The following is a 25,925-nucleotide window of genomic DNA, read 5'->3' as shown; positions in this document are numbered from 1 at the left end:
ACTTTAGTTATTATTATTGAGTGCTATTCTTTATAAGAATAGTAACTTGGCTCATTTAATCAAAAAGCTGGAAATATGCATCCTGAGAAAATGAATATACAAGAGAAAGAAAGCCTTACTATTGGCAGTCTAGAAGATAAAACTCTGCAACTGAAAGAAAGCAGAAAGTTGAATGTTATATATAAACAGAGAATTGATGCCTATCATAAGCAGTTGTGTGAACTGCAAGATGAGAATAAAAAAACTCTTTTCAAATTAGAACAATGCGAACAGCATTTATATGCTGTCACTCATAGTAAATCGTGGAAGATAACCGCACCTATTCGTATAATAAATTATTTTATTAGGTCAGTGCTTCCCATTAGTTTTATTAAGTCTTTGGTAAAGAAAATATTAAAATACGGTATACCTTTTGTTTCAAAAATCCCTTTTCTAAAGCGAATCGCCCTTCGTATATTAAATAAATTCCCAAGTATCAAACAGCGGGTTAGGAAATTCGCAATAAGCCCTGCTTATCAATATTCTAAAAATTCTTATTACTCACCGATAAATGAATATGATAATGTGGATTTTTCATGTTTAAGTCCATTTGCGTTAGATATTTACTATAACATGAAGAGACAGATAAAAAATAAGGAAAATTCCTGATGAGAATTATTATCGATATGCAAGGAGCTCAAACTCCTTTTTCTTCTCATCGTGGTGTTGGGCGTTATACATTTGATCTTGTAAAAGCGTTTATTAATAATTCAAAGGAGCATGAGGTCTTTCTTGCTCTTAACGGTGCATTTCCTGAATCTATCAGAGGGATCAGGGATTATTTTCAGGAAGTATTACCCCAATCAAATATTGTTGTTTGGCAACAATTTCTAGAGTTTTCTGGGCAACAACGTGATACTTATTTAAAAATGCATTCGGCAGAAATATTACGTGAAGCTTTTCTGAGTTCATTTTCTCCAGATGTTATTTTTTCGACTAACTTGCAGGAAGGTTTTTTTGATTCAGCACCCACGTCGGTGCGAAAGCATTATGTCGGTGATGCAGTATATGTGACAACTTTGCATGATGTCATTCCATTATCACAACCTGATGTCTACCTTGCTAATGCGATAACAAAATCTTGGTATCAGGAGAAAATTGACGCAGCTGTTAGCTCTGATGCTCTGGTGACAGTTTCAAATCATTCAAAAAATGAAATATTAAAATACTGCGATGTTAGATCAGAAAAAGTTTATTCTATCCATAACGCAGTAGATAAAGATAAATTCAAACCCCTCGTCTTGTCTGAAAATGAAAAAGCGAATTTTTTGGGCCGGGTGGGAATAGTAAAACCATTCATTCTGTATTCGGGTGGCGGGGACGCACATAAGAATCTGGATAGTTTATATAAGGCTTTCTCTTTACTTCCCAATGAGATAAAAGAAAATTATCAACTTGTGATGGTAGGTAAAGAATTAGGTAGTGAGCAACAGGTACATCGAGCAATGCTAACGAAACTCGGTATTAATGATAACGTTGTATTTACCGGATTTGTTAGTGATGATGAGCTGATCTCTCTTTATAATTTATGTTATCTTTTTGTATTTCCTTCTTATCGGGAAGGCTTCGGCTTACCGGTACTTGAAGCGATGTCCTGCGGTGCCGCGGTTCTGAGCTCTGGAACTTCTAGTATCATAGAAATTAATAGTTTGGAAGGCGCATATTTTGATCCCTACAGTGTTGATGATATCGCTAAAAAAATTGAATCCGCTATTGTCGATGGCGATTTTTATTCCCGATTGAAAAAATATGCAGTTGAACAATCCAGCCGTTTCTCTTGGGATGCAAGCGCCTGCGAGTTATTAGCGATTATGCAGAATCTGGTCAACCAACGGGATGGCTGCTCTCTTTCCTCTAACTCGGATTTTAATGTGGAGAATACAGTTGGCGAGATTATTAAGAAGATAATCTCGCTAAAAGGTGTTGAAGAATTAAGTCATTCAACTCTGGCTTGTATCTCTCAATCAATTGCAGAGACATATCCGGCTATAGCAAATAGAAAAAATAGACTTTACCTAGATGTTAGCGCGGTTATGGTTAATGGGGATCGCACGGGCATCCAGCGTGTGGTAAGGGCTATTTCTTTTGAGTTAATTCGTGGTGGATTGGATCGATTGGATGTTTATCCTATCTATAAAACACCAGAAGATAATTTTTTTAAAATAGCTAAAGAGCTGTTAGATGAAATCATGGGTGAACAGTATTATGATGCATCAATGATGATTGATATCGATTTTATTTCCGGTGATACCTTGTTGTTCCTGGATTTGCACCCATCGCTTGCCATTTCACACGAACTAAGAACCGACTACTTAATTAGCAAAGGCGTCAATGTCTATCATGTGGTATATGACCTTTTACCATTGAATCTCCCTCAATATTTCTGGCCGGAACTGTGTCAGGAGTTTAAAGTCTGGTTTGAGTCTGTATTAAAATCACAAGGCGTCGTGTGTATATCAAAAGCTGTTGCCGATCAAGTGGAACACTATATAGAAAAAAATGATATAAAAGTTAGGAAGAACTTTATCGTAAGGTCGTTCCACCTTGGTGCTAATATGGAATCATCGTTACCAACTAAAGGGATATCTGATATTGAGAAGAAAATGATATCCCATTTAAAACAAAATCCCACTTTTTTAATGGTTGGTACCATAGAACCAAGAAAGCAGCAACAGCAAATTTTGGATGTATTCAATATATTGTGGTCTCAGGATATAAACGTCAATCTTGTCTTTGTCGGGAAGAAAGGGTGGGGCGTTGATAAGCTAGTTACTCAGATCGGTGTACACCCGGAGTTAAATAACCGTTTCTTTTGGTGCAACGGCATTTCTGATGAATGTCTAGATTCGCTGTATTCAATATCATCAGGGTTAGTTATAGCCAGCGAAGATGAAGGTTTTGGCTTGCCGTTGATTGAAGCTGCTCAGCATGGTATTCCGATTATTGCACGAGATATTCCTGTATTTCGTGAAATCGCCGGCGAGCATGCTTATTATTTTGTTAACAAATCAGCGAAGGATATTGCTCAGGAGTTTGTTGATTGGTTAGCACTCTTTAAAGCGGATAAACACCCCAAATCGATTACTATGCCTTGGTTGACATGGAAACAAAGCGCTCGACAACTTTTAACCTCGTTAGATATTAATGCTGAATTAAAATAAAGCAGCGTTCTTTTGGGGTTACGTTTTTATATTATTGTGTGATGTGTTTGAAATAGAGTTTGGTTGGTGTCAGTTTTAGCTGGCTTTTAAATTGTCATGTTGAGATTGTTTTAATGCCGACATGATTATAAAATAGCTCAGATAATTTTGACTTTTTATTAAAAAATCCCCGAGGCATTCTCTAAGAACTTTAAGGAAAGAACCTAAGGTTATTGTTTTTTTACAGAGGATGTCGGGTATGTAATATCTGTCATACTACTTTTTACTTTATATGAAAGTATAAGCTGATGCAGATGATTGCATTTTGTTTATTATTATGAAATTCATATTTTAACTTGGAGCATTATCTATGAAATCCGCAGTCGTTACTGGAATTACTGGTCAAGACGGTGCTTACCTGGCTGAATTATTGTTAGATAAAGGTTATACGGTATACGGTACCTATCGTCGTACTAGTTCCGTTAACTTCTGGCGAATTGAAGAGCTGGGTATTGATAAGCATCCCAATATGCATTTGGTTGAATATGATTTGACAGACCTTTCCGCCAGTATTCGTCTTCTGCAAACGACTCAGGCCACGGAAGTGTATAACCTCGCTGCGCAAAGTTTTGTCGGTGTTTCTTTTGAACAGCCGGTGACAACTGCGGAAATTACAGGGATTGGTCCTTTGAATCTGTTAGAGGCTATCCGTATTGTAAATCCGAAAATCCGCTTTTATCAGGCATCCACATCAGAAATGTTTGGTAAGGTTCAGGCTATCCCACAGGTTGAAAGTACACCGTTTTATCCTCGCAGCCCTTATGGTGTTGCGAAATTATATGCTCATTGGATGACTATCAACTACCGCGAAAGTTATGACATTTTTGCTTGTAGCGGCATTCTGTTCAACCACGAGTCTCCGTTGCGCGGTCGCGAATTCGTAACACGCAAAATCACCGACTCAGTAGCCAAAATCAAGCTGGGCAAACTGGATGTGTTGGAGTTGGGGAACCTTGATGCAAAGCGCGACTGGGGTTTTGCCAAGGAATATGTTGAAGGTATGTGGCGTATGCTGCAAGCAGACACACCGGATACGTATGTGCTGGCGACCAATAGAACTGAAACCGTGCGTGACTTCGTCTCTATGGCATTTAAGGCTGCTGGTTTCACATTGAAATTTGAAGGCTCTGCAGAAGGTGAAGTAGGTATCGATGTGGACGCCGGTAAGGCTCTGGTTCGCGTGAACCCGAAATTCTACCGTCCGGCGGAAGTCGAACTGCTGATTGGTAATCCGGCCTATGCCAAGGAAAAACTGGGATGGGCGCCTAAAACTACACTGGAAGAACTCTGTCAGATGATGGTGACAGAAGATATCCGTCGTAATGAAGCAGGATTCTCTTTCTGATGACCGAAAAACGTGTCTTGATAACTGGAATTCAGGGCTTCACCGGCCGCTATATGGCGGCCGAAATGTTAGCCTCTGGCTATAGGGTTTTTGGTTTGGGAACCCAACCTTCGTCGGAAAAAGATTTTTATCAGGTCGATCTGGCGGATCGGGCTGCGCTTGGGCAGGCGATTGAGCAGATTCAGCCTCACGTTGTTATTCATCTTGCCGCGCTAGCATTTGTTGGTCATGGTAATCCGAATGATTTTTACCAGGTGAACGTCGTCGGTACTCGCAATCTGCTCGAATGTTTGGCGCAGATGCCGCAAGCCCCAGAGGCGATCCTGATTGCCAGCAGTGCGAATGTGTATGGCAATCGTTCTGCAGGTGTGCTGTCTGAAAATACTTTGCCGGATCCGGCGAATGATTATGCTGTTAGCAAACTATCCATGGAGTTTATGGCTCGTTTGTGGATGGATCGTTTGCCGATTATTATCACCCGCCCTTTCAATTATACGGGTGTTGGTCAAGCCGAAAATTTCCTTTTGCCCAAGATTGTCGCCCACTTCAAGCGCAAGGCGAATGTCATTGAGCTCGGTAATCTGGATGTTTGGCGTGATTTCAGCGATGTCCGTTCTTTAGTTCAGGCCTATGCCCGGCTTATTGCGGCGAAAGCCTCAGGTCATGTGGTTAACGTCTGTTCCGGCGAAACGCATAGTCTGCGCGAAGTGGTCGCGTTGTGTGAATCGATCTCCGGCCATAAAATCGAAATGCGGGTTAATCCTGCTTTTGTCAGGGCGAACGAAGTCACGACGTTATGCGGCGATGCCAGCTTATTGCGTTCTCTGATTGGCGAGTGGCAGACGCTGAAGCTTGAAGACACGCTCCATTGGATGCTGGAGTCAAAGTGAAGGTTATATTATCTGTCGAGCCGATTCGGTTTCCGCTAACCGGCATTGGTCGTTATACTTGGGAGCTTGCATCAGCCTTGATGCAGGCATCCCAGCTTTCAGATCTCAAGTTTTTCTCCGGCAGACAATTTCTCCGCGAATTACCTCAGGTTAATGAGTGTTCGGATATTCAGTATGGCCTGAAACAATGGGTGCAAAAAAGCTATTTGGCGACTGAGATTTATCGGTTGTTGGTACCTCTATTGAAAAAAGCCGCACTGAAAAATCATGATGATTATCTTTATCATGGACCTAATTTCTTTTTGCCGCCTTTCCCTGGAAAAAAGATAGCTACCTTCCACGATCTGTCGCCATTTACTTGGGCTCAATGTAATACCCCGCAACGGAACCGGTTCCGGCAAAAAGAGATCCTTAAAACGCTTGCCAGTGCCGATGCATTAATCACCGACTCAATGTATACACGGCAGGAAGTCGCTAATTATTTCAACTGGCCGATTGAGCGTATTTACTCTGTTCCTTTAGCCTGTTCCCCCGATTTTCATCAACGAGATCCGGAAGAGTGCCGGGAGATATTGTCGCAGTACCAATTGACGTATCAACACTACTCTTTATATGTCGGTACGATTGAGCCTCGTAAGAATCTGGTTGCGCTATTGGATGCATACTCCCGGCTTCCGCTTGACTGTCGCCGCAGAATTCCTTTGATTTTAACGGGATACCAAGGGTGGCATAACGAATCCATCATGCTACGCCTTGAAACGGCGCAGCGTGAGGGATGGGCACGCTATCTTGGTTATTTGCCTGCCAAGGCGCTGCCGATCCTGTTTTCCGGCGCAAGGGTATTTTGTTTCCCTTCGTTATATGAAGGGTTTGGGCTGCCAGTTCTCGAAGCCATCGCATCGGGTGTTCCGGTTGTGTGTTCTGATTCTTCTTCCTTACCGGAAGTAGTGGGAGAGGCGGGGCTTATGTGTAAACCAGATGATATAGAATGTATGACGGCCCTGCTTATTCAGGCTATTGACGACGGTGTCTGGAGAGGTGCTGCTATCAGTAAAGGATTACAACGAGCCAGTGAGTTCTCCTGGCAACAATGTGCAGAGCAGACTATTGAAGTTTATCAAAAAGTTATTAATAACTGATGAGAATATTACATTTTTTAAAACGTATTATCCAGTGGCTTATGGTGGTGTTCAGCAAGTTATTTATCAACTAGCAGAAGGTGCATCCAGACAAGGGGCGATGGTTGATGTACTTTCATTGAGCCCAGATGGTTCATCTAAAAATGGAGTTATTGGACACCATCAGGTTCATACATCTCGGCAGGATCTCTATCTGGCTTCAACAGGTTTCTCTCTATCTGTCATAAGGGATTTCCAAGAGTTAGCGAGACAGGCAGATATAATACATTATCATTTTCCATGGCCTTATATGGACTTGGTACATTTTATTGCCAAGGCAAATAAACCAGCAGTAGTCAGTTATCATTCTGATATTGTGAAACAGAAGTATCTGCTTAAACTTTATCAGCCGTTGATGAAACGCTTTCTGAATAGTGTTGATAGCGTTGTAGCATCGTCGCCAAATTATGTTGCTACCAGCCCAGTCTTACAATCGCTAATAAAGCCGGTGGAAATTATTCCTTTTGGTTTGGATCCTGATTCATATCAGCCGTCAACACAACCTCTCCTTGATAAATGGAAAAATCAGTTTGGTGAGCGTTTTTTCCTTTTTGTTGGGTTCTTGCGTTATTACAAGGGACTATCTTTTTTGCTTGAAGCCATGAGAGATATTGATTATCCATTGGTTATTGTAGGAGAGGGGCCTTGTGAGAGTGAATTGAAGTCGCAGGCTATCTCATTAGGTTTAAAAAATACTCATTTTCTTGGCGCATTATCTGATGAAGATAAATGTGCGTTACTCGAATTATGTAGCGGCGTCGTATTTCCATCTCACCTTCGTTCAGAAGCGTATGGTATGACATTACTTGAAGCTGCAATGTATGGTAAACCAATGATTTCCTGTGAAATAGGGACTGGAACAACCTATATTAACCAGGATCAGGTAACAGGGATCGCCGTCCCGCCTGCAGATCCTGTCGCATTGAAAAATGCATTAATGACCCTGTGGCTCGATGTTGAAAAGTCTCGGAATATGGGAAGGCTTGCAAAGCAGCGGTTCAGCGAGAATTTTACTGCCGCCCATATGGTGGACAGCTATATGAGTCTCTATAAGAGAGTCATTGCAAACAATGCTAAAGATAAGCATATATAGTTAATAGGGTGCATAGCACCCTTGCATCTGAAATGTAAGTGTCTGTGGCAAGCGTTATCCTCAATGAGGATCTCTATAACACTCGATGTTATAACCTGTTGGTGCCTGTAGCAGAATCTCTTTAATTTTATTAACGTCGAAGTCGTGGCAATACATATCAAGATCTTTCAGTAATGACTCCATGTCCTGCCAGCTCAATTTTTCTTCTTGTGCGGTCATGATTTTGGGATGGCTAGTTCCTTCCACATTTTCACCGATCAATAACTCCTCATAGAGTTTTTCCCCAGGGCGTAATCCCGTGAATTTAATCGCTATATCGCCTTCTTCAACGTGCCCCTGTCCTTCTATATACCCTTTCATGCCCATTAGGTTAATCATTCTGCGGGCCAGGTCGAGTATTTTGACTGGCTCTCCCATATCTAATACAAATACCTGTCCATTAATCCCCATGGCGCCCGCTTGTATTACCAGTTGTGCCGCTTCAGGAATTAACATGAAGTAACGGATAATATCTGGGTGGGTGACTGTTACCGGGCCACCTTGTCGGATCTGTTTTTTAAACAGCGGGACGACGGAACCTGATGAGCCTAATACATTGCCGAAACGCACCATGGTGAATGTTGTCGGGTTTTGCCGTTCAGCCAGTGCTTGCAAAATTAATTCTGCCATCCGTTTACTGGCACCCATAATATTGGTCGGGCGCACAGCTTTGTCGGTAGAGATCAGCGTGAAGTTTTTGACTCCTTCCGCTATTGCGGCTTCGGCGCAGGCTAAGGTACCGAAAACATTATTGCGAATCCCTTCGATCACATTGTCTTCAACCAGCGGTACGTGTTTATAGGCTGCAGCATGATAGATGGTCTCGATTTGGTTGGCATGGATTAGCTTTTGAATCCGGTTCTGCTTTTGTACCGACCCGAGTGCCGTAACAATTTTTGTTGCCAGCATCAGGCGTTTTTTAATCCCTTGCAGTTCCTGATCGATGGTATATAGGTTGTACTCATTCAGCTCAAACAGCACCAAGATTCGTGGCCGTTGCGTCAAAATCTGTCGGCACAGTTCGGAACCAATTGAACCGCCGGCACCTGTCACCATCACTGATTTATTGGTAATGTTTTTCGCCATTAGCTGTCTATCGGGATCAACAGCTTCTCTTCCAAGTAAATCAGCGACATCCAGATCGCGTATTTCTGTGGCGGTAGCCTTACCGGCTGCGATGTCTTCAACCGCAGGGACAGATTGTACTTCGATCGGCCAATGAGAGAGTTTCTCCAGCAATCTCAGACGTTGACCTTTTTGTATATTGTTGATGGCTAATAATAATTTAACCGGGTGATACAACGGTTTCAATTTCTCAAATTCACTGCTGTGATGCACTTTTATGCCGCAAATAATTTGACCAATCTTTTTCTCGTCATCATCCAGGATAATGACGGGATGATACTCATCTCCCTGAATCAGAGCGTAGAGCAAGTCTCGCCCGGTAGCGCCGGCGCCATAGATAAAAACGTTTGGTTTCTGACGCTTATAGTAGTGGTAATAAAATGTTCGGATAAGTACGCGAGGGCTACCCAGCGCAAGCGTCGCTAAACCTGCATAAATAAACGGGACGCTGCGCGGAACAAAAGACTGAAAAAAGAAGCTACTTAGCGCCAGACTGATGGCGGATAGGAAGACAGACAAAAACACATATCCTATAGCGGGTAGCATCATGTAGCGCAGTACGGCACGGTACATACCGCAGCGTATGAAAACGAAGATAGTGATGGATAACGTGACGACGAAGCTGGCTATCTCAGCATAACCGATGGGGAAATCGGTGGTGCCTAAACGGACGGCAACGGCCAGATAGAGCGAAATAGTAATTGCGACAACATCATAGAGTACAGTTACGATGCGTTTGGTGGCGCGTTCTGCATTAAGCAAAAGCGGAATAAGTTTAAACATCAGAGCCTGGATGTCCGTGTGAGACAATGGAATGAGATTAGCAGATCATTTTAGTGACCTAATAGAGTATTGACCAGATGTGCTTATCTTAATTTTAGTTATGTTTCAATGCCGGGTATCATGCACTGAGCCATTCGGGAAGGTAATAGTATTGAATATTTTAGTAACGGGAAGTGGCGGTTTCATCGGGCGCCGAGTGGTCGCTCTGGCAAACGAGCGAGGTATAACTTGTGTGCTGCATGGCAGCGAGCGCGTAGACCCAAGCGGTAGTGCGATGATTCGCGCCAATCTGACGGCCACGACGGACTGGACGCCAGCATTAATCGGTGTGGACGCAGTAGTGCATTGCGCTGCCAGAGTGCACCAGATGCAGGATGGTGTTGATGCGCTGGCACTGTATCGAGAAACCAATGTCGCAGGAACATTACGGTTAGCGCAGCAGGCCGCAGAAACTGGCGTTAAACGGTTTGTCTTTATCAGTTCAATCAAAGTGAACGGTGAGACCACTCAACCTGGTCAACCTTTTCAGCCGGATGTAGCCGTACCGCCGGCTGATCCTTACGGCTTGAGCAAGTATGAAGCTGAACAGGGGTTGATGCGTCTGGCACAGGAAACCGGTCTCGAAGTGGTCATTATTCGCCCGCCATTGGTGTATGGGCCGGGCGTGAAAGCCAATTTCCGCTCGATGATGAATTGGGTACGTAAAGGCGTGCCGTTACCGTTGGCGGCGGTTCATAACCAACGCAGCCTGGTGTTTGTGGATAATCTGGCTGATTTGATTTTGCTGGTTCTGCATCATCCGAAAGCGCCGGGGCATGTGTGGCTGGTGTCGGATGACCATGACGTTTCCACCTCTGGGCTATTGGCGGATATGGCCACGGCGTTGGGGGTGAAAAACCGGTGCTGGCCGCTGCCAGCATGGATACTAAAAAGTGCGGCGGCTTCGCTTGGTAAATCTGCTGTAGCGGAGCGTTTGCTTGGGTCGCTGCAAGTGGATGTGCGTGAAACCCGGCAGCAACTTGGCTGGCAGCCTGCGTTCTCCTACCATCAGGCAATTTCCATCACAGCGCAGGCATTTCTGGCGGAAATGTCTGGTGTTTCCACATCTCTATCCAAAGAAGGTTGACCGATTATTATGTTGCGTGTCTTGGATGTATTACTGGCGCTGGTTGGGGTGTTATGCCTGTGGCCGGTGATGTTGATCGTTTATGTGTTGGGATTATTTGATACCGGTTCGCCGGTGTTTATCCAACAGCGTGTCGGGCGGCATCAGCGGCCATTTAATCTGATCAAGTTTCGCACGATGGCGGTGGCGACAGAGTCGGTGGCGACGCACCTTGCCAGCCGTAGCTCGGTGACGCCGTTAGGTGCATTTTTGCGTAAAACCAAACTTGATGAGTTGCCCCAGCTGATTAATGTGCTCAGGGGGGAAATGAGTCTGGTGGGGCCGCGCCCGTGTCTGTTTAATCAACAAGAGCTGATAGCCGAGCGTCAGGCGCGCGGTGTATTTGATGTATTGCCGGGGATTACCGGTCTGGCACAGGTGAATGCTATCGACATGTCTACGCCTCAGAAACTGGCGGAGTGGGATCAACGCATGATCCAGACCTTGTCGGTGAAACATTATTTTAGCTACCTGGTTCAAACGGTCGTCGGTAAAGGCGCTGGCGATCGGGTACGTTGATAAACGACTGTTGATAAACGACTGTCGATAAACGACTGTCGATAAACCACGATGCCGGTTATGCCGGCATCGTGACGTTTTATTGTCAGCTGTAAACCACCTCCTCGGGAGGTGGTGATTGGTTGATGCGTTATTTCACCGGGGCCAACGCCGTCTGGTCGGTATACGGCTTCATGATGGTATCGGCTTCCTGTTGCGCCGTTTGGGCAGCGGCTTCCGGCGTAACCTTTTCGTCGTTCACGAGGGCGGCTAACTGATTTTCCATCGCCTTGCGCACCGCTACCGTTTCATAGGTGGAGTACCACGGATGCGCGTACTTGAGCTGTTGCAGCGCGATGGTCGCACGCGGATCTTTCTCCAGATAGGACTTCATTTCCGGCGTATCGTAAGCGGCTTTTCGTGGTGAGAAATAGCCGGTGAAGCGGCTCCAACTGCCGTTGACCTGCGGGCTGACCAGATAAGTCAGGAACTGATAGGCCGCCTTCTTCTGCTCTTCGGAAATCCCCTTGAAGCTGACCAGGCTGGCGCCGCCAATCGGTACCGCGCGCTGCTCTTTGGCCGGCAGCATGGCCACGCCGAGTTCGAAATCTTTGGTGTTTTCGCGCATAAAGCCCAGTGCGCCCGTGCTTAGCATCGCCATCCCCAGTTTGCCCGAGAAAAACGTAGCGCTGATCTGTTTGGAATCCAGCACGCCGGACGGCATGACTTTGTCCTTGTAGACCAAATTCTGCCAGAAGCGCAGCGCACCGATGGTGGTCGGAACGTTGTAATAGACTTCGCCCGGATAGCTACTGTTGAAGTAATTCCCGCCATTAGCGCGTACCAGCGCCGAGAGGATCCAACCGCCGTAGTCGTCGTTGGTGGACGGCAACATGATGCCCCACTGGCCTTTGCTCTGATCAGTCAGTTTTTTGGCATCGGCGAGTAGTTCCTGCCAGGTTTGCGGCGCTTGCTTGATCCCCGCCTGATCGAACATTGTCTTGTTGTAATACAGGATTGGCGTCGAGTTGTGGAATGGAATCGCGTAGGTGACGCCCATCACCTGTGCATTCTGGTGCATGGCGGGCCAGAACTCGTTCATCAGGAACGGCCCTGCTTTTTCGCTGCCGTACTTAAACAACTCATCCATCGGCAGAATTTCGTTTTTCAACGCCAGATCGGTGGTGAAGTTAGCGGACATGATCACCAAAGCGGGCGGTTGGCCAGCCTTTTGAGCGGCTTCGGCCTTCATTTTGGTGGTGTCGTAGTTGCCGGTGAAGATACCGCGAACTTCCACATCCTGTTGTGAGTTGTTGAATTCTTTGATAACGCGGGTCATTTCCATGGTCAGCTTGCCGTCCACCGGCGCTGGGAACATGAAATCAATGTTTTGCTTTGCCAACGCCGTGCCCGTGAAGGCGAGCGTGACGCCGAGCGTCAACGCCTTGAACTTACTCATGTGCGGTCTCCTGGTATAAATTCTGCCGGGTATCGGCATTGAAAAGGTGAATATCCAAAGGGGAAAAACCAATCGTGACGGTGTCGCCCACCGCCGGCGCTTCGCCGCGATTTTTGCGGCAATAACGCAAGTTGCCGATCGGGGTGCTGACATGCAGTAGATACTCAGCCCCCATCAGTTCTCGTTGTCGTACCGTCGCGGTCAGGCAATATGTTTGCTGACCCGCCTCGGTGATATCAGTGATGTGTTCGGGGCGAATGCCGAAGAAGACCTCTTTGGCCTGGTTGGCGTGAAGCGGCAACGTTAATGCCTGCTCGCCAATCAATACCGTCCCATTGGCGCAAGGCAGAGTCACAATGTTCATCGCGGGAGAACCGATAAAACCCGCCACGAACAGGTTGGCCGGATAAGCATAGAGTTGCTCCGGCGTGCCTACCTGCTGCAATTCCCCGCTGTCCATGACCACGATGCGATCCGCCATCGACATGGCTTCGGTCTGATCGTGGGTAACGTATACGGTGCTGGTGCGCAACTGCTGATGCAGCGCCATGATGCCATCGCGTACTTCGGTGCGCAGGCGGGCATCGAGATTAGATAAGGGTTCGTCCATTAAAAACAGCCGGGGGTTGCGCACAATGGCGCGAGCCATAGCAACACGTTGACGTTGCCCGCCGGAGAGTTTGCCGGGCTTGCGATCCAGCAGCGTGTCTAATTGCAGCAGTTGCGCCACTTTCTCCAGTCTCGGTTGCCAGGTCGATTTGGGCTCTCGCCGGATTTGCATGCCGAACGTGATGTTTTCTCTGACGGTCAGGTGTGGGAACAACGCATAATTTTGAAAGATCATCGCGAAGTTGCGCTCGCGAGGTGAACGTTCGGTGATATTGTCGTTGTCCAGCCAGATTTCGCCGCTACTGACGTTTTCCAGCCCCGCCAACAGGCGCAGCAGGGTGCTTTTGCCACAGCCAGACGGGCCGACCAGCACCAGAAACTCACCGTCGGCGATATCCAACGATAAGGATTTCAGCGCCGGTTTGTCGTCAAAGCGCTTACAGATGTTTTGCAGTCGTAGCATGGACATCAGTGTTCATCCACCGGGCAACTGATGTTTTGGTCATACAACCAGGGGCCCGCGTAATGCGACAGGGCATGCTGGTAGCTGACCAGATGGCGCCCGACCAGCCGGTGCATCAGGCAGGACGGCGGCGACATATCGTAATAGGGACGTGTATCTTCATGATAATAGGGGACTTGATGCACGGTTCCCGGGACGGTGGCGATAATGGCCTGGCGATACTGCGTGACGATCAGGCAGTGATTATGTCCGCAGAAGATGCGCACCAGCGAAGGGAAACGTTCCACCAGTTCCAGCAGCCGGTGGCCGTTTTCGCAGGCGATACGATCCATCTGCGCTGAACCCAGCGCCATAGGGGGATGGTGCATGAATACTGCGGTGGGTTTGTCTCCACCGGCCGTCAGTTCCGCTTCCAGCCAGGCCAGCGTTTCCTCCGTCAACCAGCCTTTGGACGTGCCTGCTTTGCTGGAGTCGATAAACAGCAGGCGCATGGCGAAGTCATCAACGGCATAACGCATGTTCTGCGGATCGTGACCCAGTTGCGGACACAACGGCTGCAGGTATTCAAGAAAGTGGGTTTTATCATCGTGATTACCGGGGATGATATACAGCGGGTACTTCAGATTACCCAGCGTCTGGCGGGCAACCAGATATTCCGCTGGCTGACCGCAGTTGACGATATCGCCGCTGATGACCACTGCATCCGGTTGTTCGCTCAGCGCATTGAGCTGCGACACCACATCGGCGTTACCGGCGTTGATATCGATGAATCCGTAAAGTTTTTGCCCTGAACTTCTAAAATGTGTATCTGAAATATGCGCTAACAGCATGGGGAACTCCTTATTTTATTCCTGAGAAACCAAAGCTTTTCAGGAACTGTTTTTGGAAAATCATGAATGCCGCCATCAGCGGCAGGCAAACCATCAACGTGCCGGCGCTGACGACGCCCCACTGGCCGCCGGATTCGGCCGCCATGGCGAACGACACCAGCCCGACGGTCAGTACCTGTTTGTCGGGATCGTTGAGCATCATCAGTGGCCACAAGTACTCGTTCCAGTGATAGGTAATGCTGACGGTGGCGAATGCCAGAATGGAAGGCCAGGACATGGGCAGCAGAACGCGGAATATCACCTGCCACCAGCGGCACCCTTCCATCAGCGCCGCCTCTTCAATCTCTTTGGGAACATTCATGAACGCCTGACGCATCAGAAACACGCCAAATGCCGACGTGAAGTAGGGCATCATCACGCCGGTCAGCGTATTGAGCAGGCCGAGGGTCTTCAGCGTCATCATATTCGGCACCATCATGACGACGGGCATGATCATCAATTGCACCAGAAACAGCAGGAACAGTGTCTGTTTGCCGCGAAACTCGTGGCAGGCGAAGACATAGCCGGCGGTGGTGATAGTCATCAGTTGTACGCAAAAGGTACCGAAGGTAAAAAACAGCGTATTGGCATACAGCGAGAGCCAGTCGGCGCTTTGCCAGGCGTCCCGAAAATTGTCCAGCGTCAGCGGCCAGCGCGGCCACAGCGACGCCATGCCGTTGCCGAATGAGATTGGGCTGAAGGCGGAAGACAGCATCCAGATAAATGGGCTTACCCACAACAACGCCGCGCAGATCATCAACAGGCTCAGCGTCGTGCGGCGGGAATGGCGTAGACGCAACCAGACGGGAAGCGTCGTGCTGCTGGGTGAGGCAAGGGTGGGGGTGATATCAACGCTCATAATGTGCCCCTTTCTCAAGCACTTTTAGGTTAATCAGGGAAAAGATGAACAGCCCCGCCAACGTCAGGAACGTCGCGGCTGAAGCCTTGCCCAGATCGTGGGTATCCCAGGCGAGATTCTGGATGTAATAGAGCAGCACCGTGGTGGCGTTGTCCGGGCCGCCATGCGTCATCACCGCGACGTGATCAATCTGGGTGACGGAGTAAATCAGCGCGGTCGTCAGCACAAAGCTGAGGGTAGGGCGCAGTAAGGGCAGCGTGACGCGAAAAAAGATCTGTACCGATGTCGCGCCTTCCATCACTGCGGCCTCGCGGGTGGATGGGGGGATGCCCTGTAACCCGGCGAGGAAGAACAGCATGTAATAACCGGCAAATTTCCACACGCCGATAATGGCCAGAGCGAACAGTGCGCTGTTGCTGTGGCCGAGGTAATTGTTGTTCATCGGGCCGAAGAGTTTGGCCAGGTAATAGTCCAGCAGCCCGATGCCCGGCATAAAGATGAATAGCCACAACGCGGCAGCGCTGACCATCGGAATGATCATGGGAAAGAAAAAGGCGGTTCGCAGCCAGCGGTTTACTGCGTGGTTTTCCCATAGCGCCACGGCGAGCAGCAACGACAGTACGATGCCGGGGATGACCGTCAGTAGGATGTAGGCCAGATTGTTGAACAGCGCGCGCCAGAATACCTGGTCATCAAATAGGCGGATAAAGTTACCTGCGCCGACAAACAGGGCGGTATCGCCCGCCATACGAGTGTCGAACAGGCTGTCGTATACCGAACGGAATAACGGAAAGTAGGTAAACAACACCAAGAACAAGAGGGAGGGCGCCAGGATCAGCCAGGGTAGCCAGTGTTTTCGCATGATATGTCATCAGATTCAGTAAAAATCGAAGACATATGCTGAGCAGGGAATAATGCACTGACATGGCAGATGAATGACAATTTTGTGACCGCCACCATCCATATAGGAATGCAATGGTCTGACCGCTTGTTTTGTCGATAGAAAAAGGGTTCTATTAATAATGACAAGTTTTGTAGGGTTAAATGGGTATTTTTCTATTGAGGAGGTGATATGTCTGTTTCTGCTCGTAATCAACTGAATGGGGTGGTTGACAGCGTCGCTGAAGGCGCGGTTAACAGTGAAGTCGTATTGACGCTGGCAAGTGGAGAGCAACTCACTACGGTGATTACCCGCAGCAGTGTGGCTAATTTGGGGTTGGTGCCGGGTAAGTCCGTTCTGGCGTTGGTCAAGGCGCCTTGGGTCATTTTGGCCTCGGCGGATTGCGGGCTGCTTTTTTCCGCCCGTAACCAGTTCAATGGCACGATAGATGCGTTGTCGCGCGGTGCGGTTCATTCCACCGTTCATCTGACGACTGTCAAGGGGTTAACACTGACGGCCAGTATCACCAATGAAAGTGTGGATGAGATGGGGCTGAAAGTCGGGGCTTCTGTTATCGCGCTGATTAAGGCTTCCAGTGTGATTCTGGCGACCAAGGCTTGATATTGGTGATATTTCAAGGGCAATGGCACTGCTGTTGCCTTTGTTTTTACAAGTGTTTTTACCTAGCGGCAATGAATAAAAAATGGCCACCATAAGGTAGCCAGATATTAAAAGAAGGAGAGAGTGATTGATGATTAACGAAATATGGCGTATGGGCTAACACCGCGATAGGCTTTGCCCAACGCTTTTAGTACTTGAGTGATTTTGCGGACAGTCTTCATAGGGCACCCCACACGCTATAACAGAAATTAATGATTGAAAGTACCAAAGCTAACAGCGAATTTTTCGAAAGCAGCGATGATTTTGTTCAGCAGTTTCATGTTCATCTTCCTCAGCTTGATTAAAATTGTGTGACGTTGTTCACGGTTTTAAAGATACACCCCAGTTCATGGGGGGTCAACTTTTTTGTGAGGTTAATCACAAAAAAATGAACATGGCGTCCGTCTGAAGTGAACCTCCATTTTATTTCCTGTCAGTGCCCGCGTTTGTAAGCAGTGTTGGGGCAAGAATTGATGTGTTGCGTCATAGTTCCTGCTTGTTTGCGCAAATTAAACGCAAGTAGCGCCCTCTCTTCCGGGAATGGCGGTTGAAACAGGCGTCCGGAAAGCACGATAATCCCCCGCTTCGAGAACTGGCTGGATTCGGCAGCCCCGCAGCACGGTGGTTAATCGTTTGCGTAGCAGGGGCTGGGCGTGGTTGCGTATTGTTTTCCCGGTTGGCAAGGGCTGAAAGAAAAGGTGCGCAACTGCCTGTGAATACTGGCTCGGCGCTGTCTACGCGCTGTATGAATCATGATGACATTTTCAGGGGATACACCATGTCCAAGACGACTCGTCAGGCAGGCGATGCGGTTCATCCGCAAGGCGCGCTTGATGCCTTTTTCTATATCACTCAGCGCGGCAGTAGCGTTCGTCAGGAAGTGCTGGCCGGATTGACCACCTTTCTGGCGATGGTCTATTCGGTGATTGTGGTGCCGGGCATGCTGGGTAAAGCCGGTTTTCCGCCGGCGGCGGTGTTTGTCGCGACCTGTCTGGTCGCCGGTTTTGGCTCCTTGTTAATGGGGTTGTGGGCCAACCTGCCGATGGCTATCGGGTGCGCTATTTCGTTGACGGCATTTACCGCGTTCAGTCTGGTTCTGGGCCAGCACATCAGCGTACCGGTCGCACTGGGCGCTATTTTTATGATGGGCGTACTGTTTACGCTGATATCCGCGACAGGTATCCGCTCCTGGATTTTGCGCAACTTGCCGTTGGGCGTGGCACATGGCGCGGGCATCGGGATTGGTTTGTTTCTGTTAATTATTGCAGCCAACGGAATCGGCCTGGTTATCAAGAATCCGATTGATGGTTTGCCGGTCGCGCTCGGCCATTTCACCGCGTTTCCGGTGGTGATGTCGCTGATTGGTCTGGCGGCGACTATCGGCCTTGAAAAGCGCAAGGTGCCGGGCGGTATTCTGATTGTGATCGTCGCTATTTCTGTTATCGGTTTGATTTTTGACCCGAATGTGAAATATCAGGGGCTGTTTGCCCTGCCGAGCCTGACTGACGCCAATGGGCAATCGTTGATTTTTGCGCTGGATATCAAAGGTGCGCTGCAGCCGGTGGTATTGCCGAGCGTTCTGGCGCTGGTGATGACGGCGGTATTTGATGCGACCGGCACGATTCGTGCGGTTGCCGGGCAGGCTAATCTGCTGGATAAGGACGGTCAGATTATCAATGGCGGGCGGGCGCTGACCGCTGACTCCGTAAGCAGTATTTTCTCCAGCCTGGTGGGAACATCTCCGGCTGCGGTGTATATCGAATCCGCCGCCGGGACTGCCGCAGGCGGCAAAACCGGCCTGACGGCAACGGTGGTCGGGGTTCTGTTCTTGCTGATCCTGTTTTTGTCGCCGCTCTCTTATCTGGTGCCGGCTTATGCCACCGCGCCGGCATTGATGTATGTCGGTCTGCTGATGTTGAGCAACGTTTCCAAACTGAATTTTGATGATTTTGTCGATGCCATGTCTGGTCTGGTTTGCGCGGTATTTATCGTTCTGACCTGTAACATTGTAACCGGTATCATGTTGGGTTTCGGTACGCTGGTTTTGGGCCGTATCTTCTCCGGTGAATGGCGCAAATTGAATATCGGTACGGTCATTATTGCCATTGCGTTGGTGGTTTTCTACGCGGGTGGTTGGGCTTTGTAAGCGCTGTTCTGTGGATGTTTTCGAAAAAGGGGGAACGTCGTTTCCCCTTTTTTGCTGCTGTACCGTGTTTTTCCCCCACGTTTCGTTCGTATCTTGTTATATTGAAAGGGTCATTTTCTGGTGTGGGCAGTCTCGGTGTCCGCCGGAACGACATCTGTAGTGTGTAATACCGTTCACTGAAGCCCGCTGTCGGGGGACGCCGCAGGAAGGACGCCTCACTCGTGGTGAACCCTGGTATTTTGCTGCCTGAGTTGTGCCGTATTACGCATGATGCGCACTTTCATGTAACGGCAAATAACCAGGGAACGCATGGAAATATTCTTTACCATTCTAATGATGACGCTGGTGGTATCTCTGTCTGGGGTGATAACTCGCCTTATGCCTTTTCAGATGCCGCTTCCTCTTATGCAAATCGGGCTCGGCGCCATGTTGGCGTGGCCGCAATTCGGCCTGCATGTGGATTTTAATCCCGAGCTGTTTATGGTGTTGTTCATCCCACCGTTGTTGTTCGCGGATGGCTGGAAAACGTCGACCCGCGAATTTCTGTATCACACTCGGGAAATACTGGGGCTGGCGCTGGTGCTGGTCATTATTACCGTGGTGGGAATGGGGTATCTGATTCACTGGATGATCCCGCAAATGCCACTGGTCGCGGCGTTTGCGCTGGCCGCTGTACTCTCGCCGACCGATGCCGTTGCGCTCTCGGGGATTGTAGGGGAAGAGCGCATTCCCAAAAAATTGATGGGGATCCTGCAGGGCGAAGCGCTGATGAACGACGCTTCCGCGCTGGTGTCGCTGAAATTTGCCGTCGCCATTGCGTTGGGTGCCATGGTGTTTAGCGTTTCCGGCGTGACGCTGGCATTCCTGCATGTGGCGTTGGGCGGTTTGTTGGCGGGGATTGCCATCACCTGGTTGTACAGTAAATCGTTGGCGGCAATGGGGCGCTGGAGTGACGATGAAGCCGCGACTCAGATCGTCCTGCTGTTACTGTTGCCGTTTGCCTCTTATCTGGTGGCTGAACATTTCGGGGTGTCCGGGATCCTGGCGTCGGTTGCTGCGGGTATGACGATCAGCAGAACCCAGTTGATGCGTCTTGCTCCATTGAATATGCGGCTGCGAGCCAATGGGGTGTGGGGCATGCTGGAGTTTGTGTTCAACGGCATGGTGTTTCTGATGCTTGGGTTGCAATTGCCCGGCGTGCTGGAAGAGTCGCTCGCGCAGGCTGATCGCGATCCCACCATTGAAAACTGGGTACTGTTCGCTGATATTGGGTTGATTTATCTGGCATTGTTGGTGTTGCGGTTTGTCTGGCTATGGATGATGAAAATATATAGTCGTCATATCCAGAGCAAACGGCCGATGTTGTTTGCCGAATATTCCACGCGCGAGCTGCTGATATCGACATTTGCCGGCGTGCGCGGCGCTATTACCCTCGCGGGCGTGCTCTCGATTCCTTTATTGCTTAACAACGGTGAGGATTTTCCATCCCGTTACCAGTTGGTATTTATCGCCACCGGTGTGATTTTGCTATCGCTGTTCTGTGGCGTTGCTGCGTTGCCGGTGTTACTGCGGGGCATTACGGTGACGGATCACAGCGTGCGTAAAAAAGAAGAACGCATGGCACGGGTCGTGATGGCGCAGGTGGCGATAGACAGTTTGACGAAAATGCATGAGCGTCTGGCGTCGGATTGTGAAGAGAATCTGGACGACCAAATGTTGGCGGAGGTCAGCGCTCGCGTCATCGGTATGCTGCATCGTCGCGTCGCGGGGATCGATGAGATGGAAAACAGTATGGCGGTGGAGAATCTGGAGCGCCGTTTTCGTCTGGCGGCTGTGAATTCGGAGCGCGCTGAGCTTTATCACTTGCGTGCGACGCAGCGCATCAGTAATGAAACGCTGCAAAAAATCTTGCGGGAACTGGATTTACTCGAAGCGGTGCTGAGTGAGCGTGTGTAGCTGATGTTGCGTGGTCGGGACATCGCCTGAGAGGGGAACCTGCCGGATGCAGGCTCCCCGATGGCAGTTAGTTATTTTAGTGGGACGAACCGCGCGACGCGCCGACGCCAGTTTGTGAACGGATAAATTGCGCTTTGAATTTGCCGCGTTCTTCGATGGCGTTCGGCGAATTATCGGTGATCGAGAATAACCAGATGCCGACAAAAGCCACTAGCATGGAGAACAACGCCGGATATTCGTATGGGTAAATAGGGGTGGCGTGTCCCAAAATTTTCACCCAGATGGTCGGCCCAAGGATCATCAGAATAACGGCGGTGAGCAAGCCGGCCCAGCCGCCAATCATCGCGCCTCGGGTCGTCAGTTTCGACCAGTACATCGAAATGATGATGATGGGGAAGTTACAACTGGCGGCAATAGAGAAGGCCAGCCCGACCATGAACGCAATGTTCTGGTTTTCGAACAAAACCCCCAGAGCGATAGCCACCACGCCCAACACCAGTACGGTGATCTTCGAAACATGCAGTTCCTCACGTTCTGTCGCGGTGCCTTTGCGTATCACATTTGCGTACAGATCATGCGAGACCGCAGAGGCGCCAGCCAGCGTCAACCCCGCGACTACTGCCAGGATGGTAGCGAAAGCGACTGCGGAGATGAACCCGAGGAAGAAATTGCCGCCAATCGCATTGGAGAGGTGGATTGCCGCCATGTTGTTACCCCCGATCAGGGCGCCGGTAGCGTCCTTGAATGTCGGGTTGGCGCTGACCAGCAGTATGGCGCCGAAGCCGATGATAAAGGTCAGGAAATAGAAGTACCCCATGAAACCGGTCGCATAGAACACGCTCTTGCGCGCTTCTTTGGCATTGCTGACGGTGAAGAAACGCATCAGGATATGCGGCAGGCCGGCAGTACCGAACATCAGTCCAAGACCGAGAGACAACGCTGAGACCGGGTCGGACACTAAACCGCCGGGTCGCATGATGGCGTCATGTTTTGGGTGTACCGCCATCGCCTGAGTGAACAGTGCGTCGAAACTGAAATTGACCGATTTCAACACCATGATCGCCATAAACGTTGCACCACACAGCAGCAGCACGGCCTTGATAATTTGTACCCAGGTGGTGGCCAGCATGCCGCCGAACAATACATACATCACCATCAGGATGCCTACCAGTACGACTGCGACATGGTAGTTCAGCCCAAATAGCAGTTGGATCAGTTTTCCTGCCCCGACCATTTGCGCAATCAGATACAGCGCTACCACGACCAGCGAACCACAGGCGGACAACGTGCGAATCGGTTTTTGTTGCAGCCGGTAGGACGCAACATCAGCGAAGGTGTAACGGCCAAGGTTGCGCAACCGTTCGGCAATCAGGAACAGGATAATCGGCCATCCCACCAGAAAGCCCAGCGAATAAATCAGACCGTCAAAACCGGAGGTGTATACCAGCGCGGAAATCCCCAGAAAGGATGCGGCGGACATATAATCTCCGGCAATCGCCAGGCCGTTTTGTAAGCCGGTGATATTTCCGCCAGCTGTATAGTAGTCGCTACGAGAACGGGTTCGTTTGGAAGCCCAGTAGGTAATACCGAGTGTGGCTGCGACAAACAGCACGAACAGCACGATGGCCTGAATATTGAGCGGCTGCTTCTGAACATTACCGGTGACGGCATCAGCCGCGTGCCCCCACCAGGGGAGCATTAACAGCCCTAACAGCAGAAAAATGCGGTTTTTCATTTTTGTACCTCATCCAGCAGCTGTTTGGTCAGGCGATCGAACTCGCCATTAGCCCGGTAAACATAAATACCGGTGAGCACGAAAGAAATAATGATCAACCCGATTCCCAACGGGATCCCTCGGGTTGTGCCCGCACCGGGCGAAACTGGCGTGCCCAGCCAGCCTGGTGCAAAAGCAATCAATAGAATGAAACCGACATACAGCACCAGCATGATGATTGAAAGTAACAGAGCAAAACGTTGCCGTTTATGTACCAGTTCTTTAAACAGCGGGTTACTTTCAATCCGTTGATAAATGAGGTCATTCATCATCAATCTCCAATCAAAAGTGGATTATCGCCAGAAAAATTGCTGTTCCGTCACCGTCTCACGCCCGCCTGAACTGCTGGCGTGGACGGTACGTTTTTTATCGGATGACAGTTAAGACGGCGTATCCATCGCTTGTTTTTCTTCCAACAATTTCTCCACGACGCCCGGATCGGCAAGCGTGGAAATATCACCAAGATTGCTGGTGTCGCCAGCAGCGATCTTGCGAAGGATCCGTCGCATGATCTTGCCGGATCGCGTTTTGGGCAGGGCATCGGTCCAGTGCAAAATATCCGGCGTGGCAATGGCGCCAATCTCTTTGCGAACCCAGTTGCGAACTTCGGTATAAAGCTCGCTGGTGGGTTCCTCGCCATGATTGAGCGTGACATAAGCGTAAATCGCCTGACCTTTGATGCTGTGCGGAATGCCGACGACTGCCGCTTCAGCGATCTTGGGATGGGAGACCAGTGCGGATTCGATCTCCGCGGTTCCCAGACGGTGGCCGGACACATTAAGCACATCGTCGACACGGCCTGTGATCCAGTAGTAGCCGTCTTCATCCCGACGTGCGCCGTCACCGCTGAAATACATGCCTTTGAAGGTAGAAAAGTAAGTTTGTTCGAATCGATCGTGATCGCCAAACAATGTACGCGCCTGGCCTGGCCAGGAATCGGTGATGACCAGATTACCTTCGCAGGCGCCTTCTTGCGGGTTGCCCATGTTATCTACCAGAGCAGGTTGTATGCCGAAGAAGGGTAAGGTGGCGGATCCCGCTTTGGTTTCGATGGCGCCAGGGAGCGGGGTGATCATGAATCCCCCGGTCTCGGTTTGCCACCAGGTATCTACAATCGGACAGTGGCTGTTGCCGATTTTCTGGAAGTACCACTCCCAGGCTTCCGGGTTGATAGGTTCGCCTACCGATCCCATGATCCTCAGCGAATGACGTGACGTGCCCAAAATGGCTTTATCACCGTCCGCCATCAAGGCACGGATTGCGGTTGGCGCGGTGTACAGAATATTGACCTGATGTTTGTCGACGACCTGGGCCATGCGGCTGGCATCGGGCCAGTTGGGAACGCCCTCGAACATCAATGTCGTCGCGCCGCAAGCAAGCGGACCGTAAACAAGATAGCTGTGTCCGGTGATCCAACCAACATCGGCAGTACACCAGTAGATATCGCCAGGATGGTAGTCGAAGACATATTTGAAGGTCGTAGACGCATAGACCAGATAACCACCACTGGTATGCAGAACCCCTTTGGGCTTGCCGGTAGAACCCGAGGTATAGAGGATAAACAGTGGATCTTCTGCATCCATAGCTTCTGGCGGGCAGTGATCGTCGGCTTGCGCTATCAGATCGTGCCACCATAAGTCGCGCCCATCATGCCAATTACCGGGAGTACCACCGGTACGCTGGAATACGATCACGCTGGTTACAGTGGTAACGGCGGGGTTGGCCAGTGCCTCATCGATGTTTTTCTTCAATGGGATGACCCGACCTGCACGTATCCCTTCATCTGCAGTGACGACCAGTTTGGCGCTGGAGTCGACGATTCGGCCGGCAATCGATTCCGGCGAAAACCCGCCGAAGATAACGGAATGAACCGCGCCGATACGGGCGCAGGCCAGCATGGCTACCGCAGCTTCAGGCACCATCGGCATGTAGATGGCCACGACGTCGCCTTTAGTTATACCTTGTGATTTTAGAACGTTAGCAAAGCGGCATACTGACTGATGCAGTTCCCGGTAGGTGAGTGTTTTACTCTCTTTGGCATTATCGCCTTCCCAGATGATCGCAGTTTGATCGCCCAGGCTATCCAAATGGCGGTCGAGGCAGTTGGCCGCGATGTTCAATGTACCGTCCTCGAACCAGCGGATACGGATATGTCCTGGATCAAAAGAGGTATTTTTGACTTGGGTGTACGGTGTAATCCAATCGATGATCTTGCCTTGTTCTCGCCAAAATGATTCAGGATCCTGTACGGATGCCTGATACATAGATTTGTATTGTTCGGCGGTGATTAAGGCGTTTTCAGCGATGTTGGTGGGGATCGGGTGTTTGTTATTTTGGCTCATAGCGCTTCTCCTTAAACATTGTTAATACTATGTCAATCAAACGTTAATAGAAGTAGCGCGTTGACATTTGTTTCTTTTTTGCGCCGTGGATCACGCATTGCAGGAAAAGCAGGGGGATTTCGTCTATTAAGAATAGTATCGGATTCTCAAGTTGGGCCGGGGTTTCCCTGGAGAGGGGGGGGAGATTAAGCGATCGCAGTCACAGTTTGGCGATCAAGATAGCCGCTAACGCGATCGTAAAATAGATCATTAGATAAATAGCTGATTTAATAGCCAATCACTATTAATTGTCTGGAATTGATCGAAATTGATGATCAAAAGGCCCAAAGATAGTGCTTATTTGGACGATCGCCGACTGGTCAAAGCAGATATAGTGCTAACGATCGAGAAGAAGATCATATTGCTTCCCCTCATTGTACTGCGCGGCCTGTCAGTGAAGGAGGAAGTGCAGCATCGTTTAATAAATAAACTGACTTACTGTAATAGCTATTTTCGATTTCAATTTTGACGTTACGGTAAGGATAGTTGTTAAATAATAATCGGATGTAAATTT

20 protein-coding genes are annotated in these 25,925 nt (G+C 49.2%); 11 read left to right on the top strand and 9 right to left on the bottom strand.

Annotation, left to right across the window (positions count from 1 at the left end):
• Nucleotides 1-75: 75 nt before the first annotated feature.
• The 6 genes from DPA2511_RS23760 to DPA2511_RS16765 all read left to right on the top strand — a co-directional run bounded on the left by DPA2511_RS23760 (nt 76) and on the right by DPA2511_RS16765 (nt 7,745).
• Entirely contained in the window at nt 76-648 is a 573-nt protein-coding gene (locus DPA2511_RS23760; protein WP_015854941.1) for a hypothetical protein, read from the top strand.
• Nucleotides 648-3,200 (top strand): glycosyltransferase family 4 protein, encoded by a 2,553-nt coding sequence (locus tag DPA2511_RS16785; RefSeq protein ID WP_015854940.1) that lies wholly within the window; start codon nt 648-650, stop codon nt 3,198-3,200. Before DPA2511_RS23760 ends, DPA2511_RS16785 begins: the two co-directional genes overlap by 1 nt.
• A gap of 349 nt (nt 3,201-3,549) precedes the next feature.
• On the top strand, nt 3,550-4,584 hold the full coding sequence (gene gmd / locus DPA2511_RS16780) for a GDP-mannose 4,6-dehydratase (protein WP_015854939.1): 1,035 nt from the start codon (nt 3,550-3,552) through the stop codon (nt 4,582-4,584).
• Nucleotides 4,584-5,474 (top strand): GDP-mannose 4,6-dehydratase, encoded by an 891-nt coding sequence (locus tag DPA2511_RS16775; protein ID WP_015854938.1) that lies wholly within the window; start codon nt 4,584-4,586, stop codon nt 5,472-5,474. The genes gmd and DPA2511_RS16775 overlap by 1 nt, the downstream gene beginning before the upstream one ends.
• Nucleotides 5,471-6,613, top strand: coding sequence for a glycosyltransferase family 4 protein (locus DPA2511_RS16770; protein ID WP_015854937.1), 1,143 nt, complete (start codon nt 5,471-5,473; stop codon nt 6,611-6,613). The genes DPA2511_RS16775 and DPA2511_RS16770 overlap by 4 nt, the downstream gene beginning before the upstream one ends.
• Complete coding sequence (locus DPA2511_RS16765) at nt 6,582-7,745, top strand: glycosyltransferase family 4 protein (RefSeq protein ID WP_226376611.1); 1,164 nt, start codon at nt 6,582-6,584, stop codon at nt 7,743-7,745. The genes DPA2511_RS16770 and DPA2511_RS16765 overlap by 32 nt, the downstream gene beginning before the upstream one ends.
• A 60-nt stretch (nt 7,746-7,805) precedes the next feature.
• Here the strand turns inward: DPA2511_RS16765 and DPA2511_RS16760 are convergent, their stop codons facing one another.
• On the bottom strand, nt 7,806-9,692 hold the full coding sequence (locus DPA2511_RS16760; RefSeq protein ID WP_015854935.1) for a polysaccharide biosynthesis protein: 1,887 nt from the start codon (nt 9,690-9,692) through the stop codon (nt 7,806-7,808).
• Between the two features lie 151 nt (nt 9,693-9,843).
• On the opposite strand from DPA2511_RS16760, the gene DPA2511_RS16755 reads away from it, so the two are divergent.
• Together DPA2511_RS16755 and DPA2511_RS16750 are read left to right on the top strand one after the other, a co-directional pair.
• Entirely contained in the window at nt 9,844-10,818 is a 975-nt protein-coding gene (locus tag DPA2511_RS16755; RefSeq protein WP_023638458.1) for a UDP-glucose 4-epimerase family protein, read from the top strand.
• Between the two features lie 9 nt (nt 10,819-10,827).
• Complete coding sequence (locus tag DPA2511_RS16750) at nt 10,828-11,376, top strand: sugar transferase (RefSeq protein WP_015854933.1); 549 nt, start codon at nt 10,828-10,830, stop codon at nt 11,374-11,376.
• 130 nt (nt 11,377-11,506) lie between these two features.
• Here the strand turns inward: DPA2511_RS16750 and DPA2511_RS16745 are convergent, their stop codons facing one another.
• The 5 genes from DPA2511_RS16745 to DPA2511_RS16725 are packed head-to-tail and all read right to left on the bottom strand — an operon-like array spanning nt 11,507 to nt 16,476.
• A complete protein-coding gene (locus tag DPA2511_RS16745; protein WP_015854932.1) occupies nt 11,507-12,814 on the bottom strand; it encodes an ABC transporter substrate-binding protein in 1,308 nt (435 codons plus the stop codon).
• Nucleotides 12,807-13,886, bottom strand: a complete 1,080-nt coding sequence (locus DPA2511_RS16740) for an ABC transporter ATP-binding protein (protein ID WP_023638457.1) — start codon at nt 13,884-13,886, stop codon at nt 12,807-12,809. Before DPA2511_RS16740 ends, DPA2511_RS16745 begins: the two co-directional genes overlap by 8 nt.
• Before the next feature lie 5 nt (nt 13,887-13,891).
• Nucleotides 13,892-14,716 (bottom strand): phosphodiesterase, encoded by an 825-nt coding sequence (locus DPA2511_RS16735; protein ID WP_015854930.1) that lies wholly within the window; start codon nt 14,714-14,716, stop codon nt 13,892-13,894.
• A 10-nt stretch (nt 14,717-14,726) separates the two neighbouring features.
• A complete protein-coding gene (locus DPA2511_RS16730; protein ID WP_015854929.1) occupies nt 14,727-15,614 on the bottom strand; it encodes a carbohydrate ABC transporter permease in 888 nt (295 codons plus the stop codon).
• Nucleotides 15,604-16,476 carry a carbohydrate ABC transporter permease gene (locus tag DPA2511_RS16725; RefSeq protein WP_015854928.1) on the bottom strand — a complete coding sequence of 291 codons (873 nt, stop codon included), beginning with the start codon at nt 16,474-16,476 and terminating at the stop codon, nt 15,604-15,606. Before DPA2511_RS16725 ends, DPA2511_RS16730 begins: the two co-directional genes overlap by 11 nt.
• A 210-nt stretch (nt 16,477-16,686) precedes the next feature.
• Between DPA2511_RS16725 and DPA2511_RS16720 the strand changes: the two genes are divergently transcribed.
• The 3 genes from DPA2511_RS16720 to DPA2511_RS16705 all read left to right on the top strand — a co-directional run bounded on the left by DPA2511_RS16720 (nt 16,687) and on the right by DPA2511_RS16705 (nt 21,256).
• Nucleotides 16,687-17,115 carry a TOBE domain-containing protein gene (locus DPA2511_RS16720; RefSeq protein WP_015854927.1) on the top strand — a complete coding sequence of 143 codons (429 nt, stop codon included), beginning with the start codon at nt 16,687-16,689 and terminating at the stop codon, nt 17,113-17,115.
• An 817-nt stretch (nt 17,116-17,932) separates the two neighbouring features.
• Complete coding sequence (locus DPA2511_RS16710; protein WP_015854926.1) at nt 17,933-19,300, top strand: NCS2 family permease; 1,368 nt, start codon at nt 17,933-17,935, stop codon at nt 19,298-19,300.
• A gap of 309 nt (nt 19,301-19,609) precedes the next feature.
• Nucleotides 19,610-21,256, top strand: coding sequence for a Na+/H+ antiporter (locus DPA2511_RS16705; protein ID WP_015854925.1), 1,647 nt, complete (start codon nt 19,610-19,612; stop codon nt 21,254-21,256).
• Between the two features lie 76 nt (nt 21,257-21,332).
• Here the strand turns inward: DPA2511_RS16705 and actP are convergent, their stop codons facing one another.
• The 3 genes from actP to acs all read right to left on the bottom strand — a co-directional run bounded on the left by actP (nt 21,333) and on the right by acs (nt 25,372).
• Complete coding sequence (gene actP, locus DPA2511_RS16700; RefSeq protein WP_015854924.1) at nt 21,333-22,991, bottom strand: cation/acetate symporter ActP; 1,659 nt, start codon at nt 22,989-22,991, stop codon at nt 21,333-21,335.
• Nucleotides 22,988-23,299, bottom strand: a complete 312-nt coding sequence (locus DPA2511_RS16695) for a DUF485 domain-containing protein (RefSeq protein WP_015854923.1) — start codon at nt 23,297-23,299, stop codon at nt 22,988-22,990. Before DPA2511_RS16695 ends, actP begins: the two co-directional genes overlap by 4 nt.
• A 111-nt stretch (nt 23,300-23,410) precedes the next feature.
• A complete protein-coding gene (gene acs, locus DPA2511_RS16690) occupies nt 23,411-25,372 on the bottom strand; it encodes an acetate--CoA ligase (RefSeq protein ID WP_015854922.1) in 1,962 nt (653 codons plus the stop codon).
• Nucleotides 25,373-25,925: the final 553 nt, after the last annotated feature.

It is taken from the genome of Musicola paradisiaca NCPPB 2511, assembly GCF_000400505.1.
Taxonomy (GTDB): Bacteria; Pseudomonadota; Gammaproteobacteria; order Enterobacterales; family Enterobacteriaceae; genus Musicola; species Musicola paradisiaca.
This window is presented reverse-complemented; position numbering and strand designations above follow the sequence as displayed.

What these genes read in the sequence shown, in the direction of transcription:
- DPA2511_RS16705 (WP_015854925.1), top strand. Translation starts at nt 19,610, where the DNA reads ATGGAAATATTCTTTACCATTCTAATGATGACGCTGGTGGTATCTCTG.
- DPA2511_RS16735 (WP_015854930.1), bottom strand. Translation starts at nt 14,716, where the DNA reads ATGCTGTTAGCGCATATTTCAGATACACATTTTAGAAGTTCAGGGCAA.
- acs (WP_015854922.1), bottom strand. Translation starts at nt 25,372, where the DNA reads ATGAGCCAAAATAACAAACACCCGATCCCCACCAACATCGCTGAAAAC.
- DPA2511_RS16720 (WP_015854927.1), top strand. Translation starts at nt 16,687, where the DNA reads ATGTCTGTTTCTGCTCGTAATCAACTGAATGGGGTGGTTGACAGCGTC.
- DPA2511_RS16740 (WP_023638457.1), bottom strand. Translation starts at nt 13,886, where the DNA reads ATGCTACGACTGCAAAACATCTGTAAGCGCTTTGACGACAAACCGGCG.
- DPA2511_RS16730 (WP_015854929.1), bottom strand. Translation starts at nt 15,614, where the DNA reads ATGAGCGTTGATATCACCCCCACCCTTGCCTCACCCAGCAGCACGACG.
- DPA2511_RS16710 (WP_015854926.1), top strand. Translation starts at nt 17,933, where the DNA reads ATGTCCAAGACGACTCGTCAGGCAGGCGATGCGGTTCATCCGCAAGGC.
- DPA2511_RS16760 (WP_015854935.1), bottom strand. Translation starts at nt 9,692, where the DNA reads ATGTTTAAACTTATTCCGCTTTTGCTTAATGCAGAACGCGCCACCAAA.
- gmd (WP_015854939.1), top strand. Translation starts at nt 3,550, where the DNA reads ATGAAATCCGCAGTCGTTACTGGAATTACTGGTCAAGACGGTGCTTAC.
- actP (WP_015854924.1), bottom strand. Translation starts at nt 22,991, where the DNA reads ATGAAAAACCGCATTTTTCTGCTGTTAGGGCTGTTAATGCTCCCCTGG.
- DPA2511_RS16725 (WP_015854928.1), bottom strand. Translation starts at nt 16,476, where the DNA reads ATGCGAAAACACTGGCTACCCTGGCTGATCCTGGCGCCCTCCCTCTTG.
- DPA2511_RS16750 (WP_015854933.1), top strand. Translation starts at nt 10,828, where the DNA reads ATGTTGCGTGTCTTGGATGTATTACTGGCGCTGGTTGGGGTGTTATGC.
- DPA2511_RS16695 (WP_015854923.1), bottom strand. Translation starts at nt 23,299, where the DNA reads ATGAATGACCTCATTTATCAACGGATTGAAAGTAACCCGCTGTTTAAA.
- DPA2511_RS16745 (WP_015854932.1), bottom strand. Translation starts at nt 12,814, where the DNA reads ATGAGTAAGTTCAAGGCGTTGACGCTCGGCGTCACGCTCGCCTTCACG.
- DPA2511_RS16775 (WP_015854938.1), top strand. Translation starts at nt 4,584, where the DNA reads ATGACCGAAAAACGTGTCTTGATAACTGGAATTCAGGGCTTCACCGGC.
- DPA2511_RS16785 (WP_015854940.1), top strand. Translation starts at nt 648, where the DNA reads ATGAGAATTATTATCGATATGCAAGGAGCTCAAACTCCTTTTTCTTCT.
- DPA2511_RS23760 (WP_015854941.1), top strand. Translation starts at nt 76, where the DNA reads ATGCATCCTGAGAAAATGAATATACAAGAGAAAGAAAGCCTTACTATT.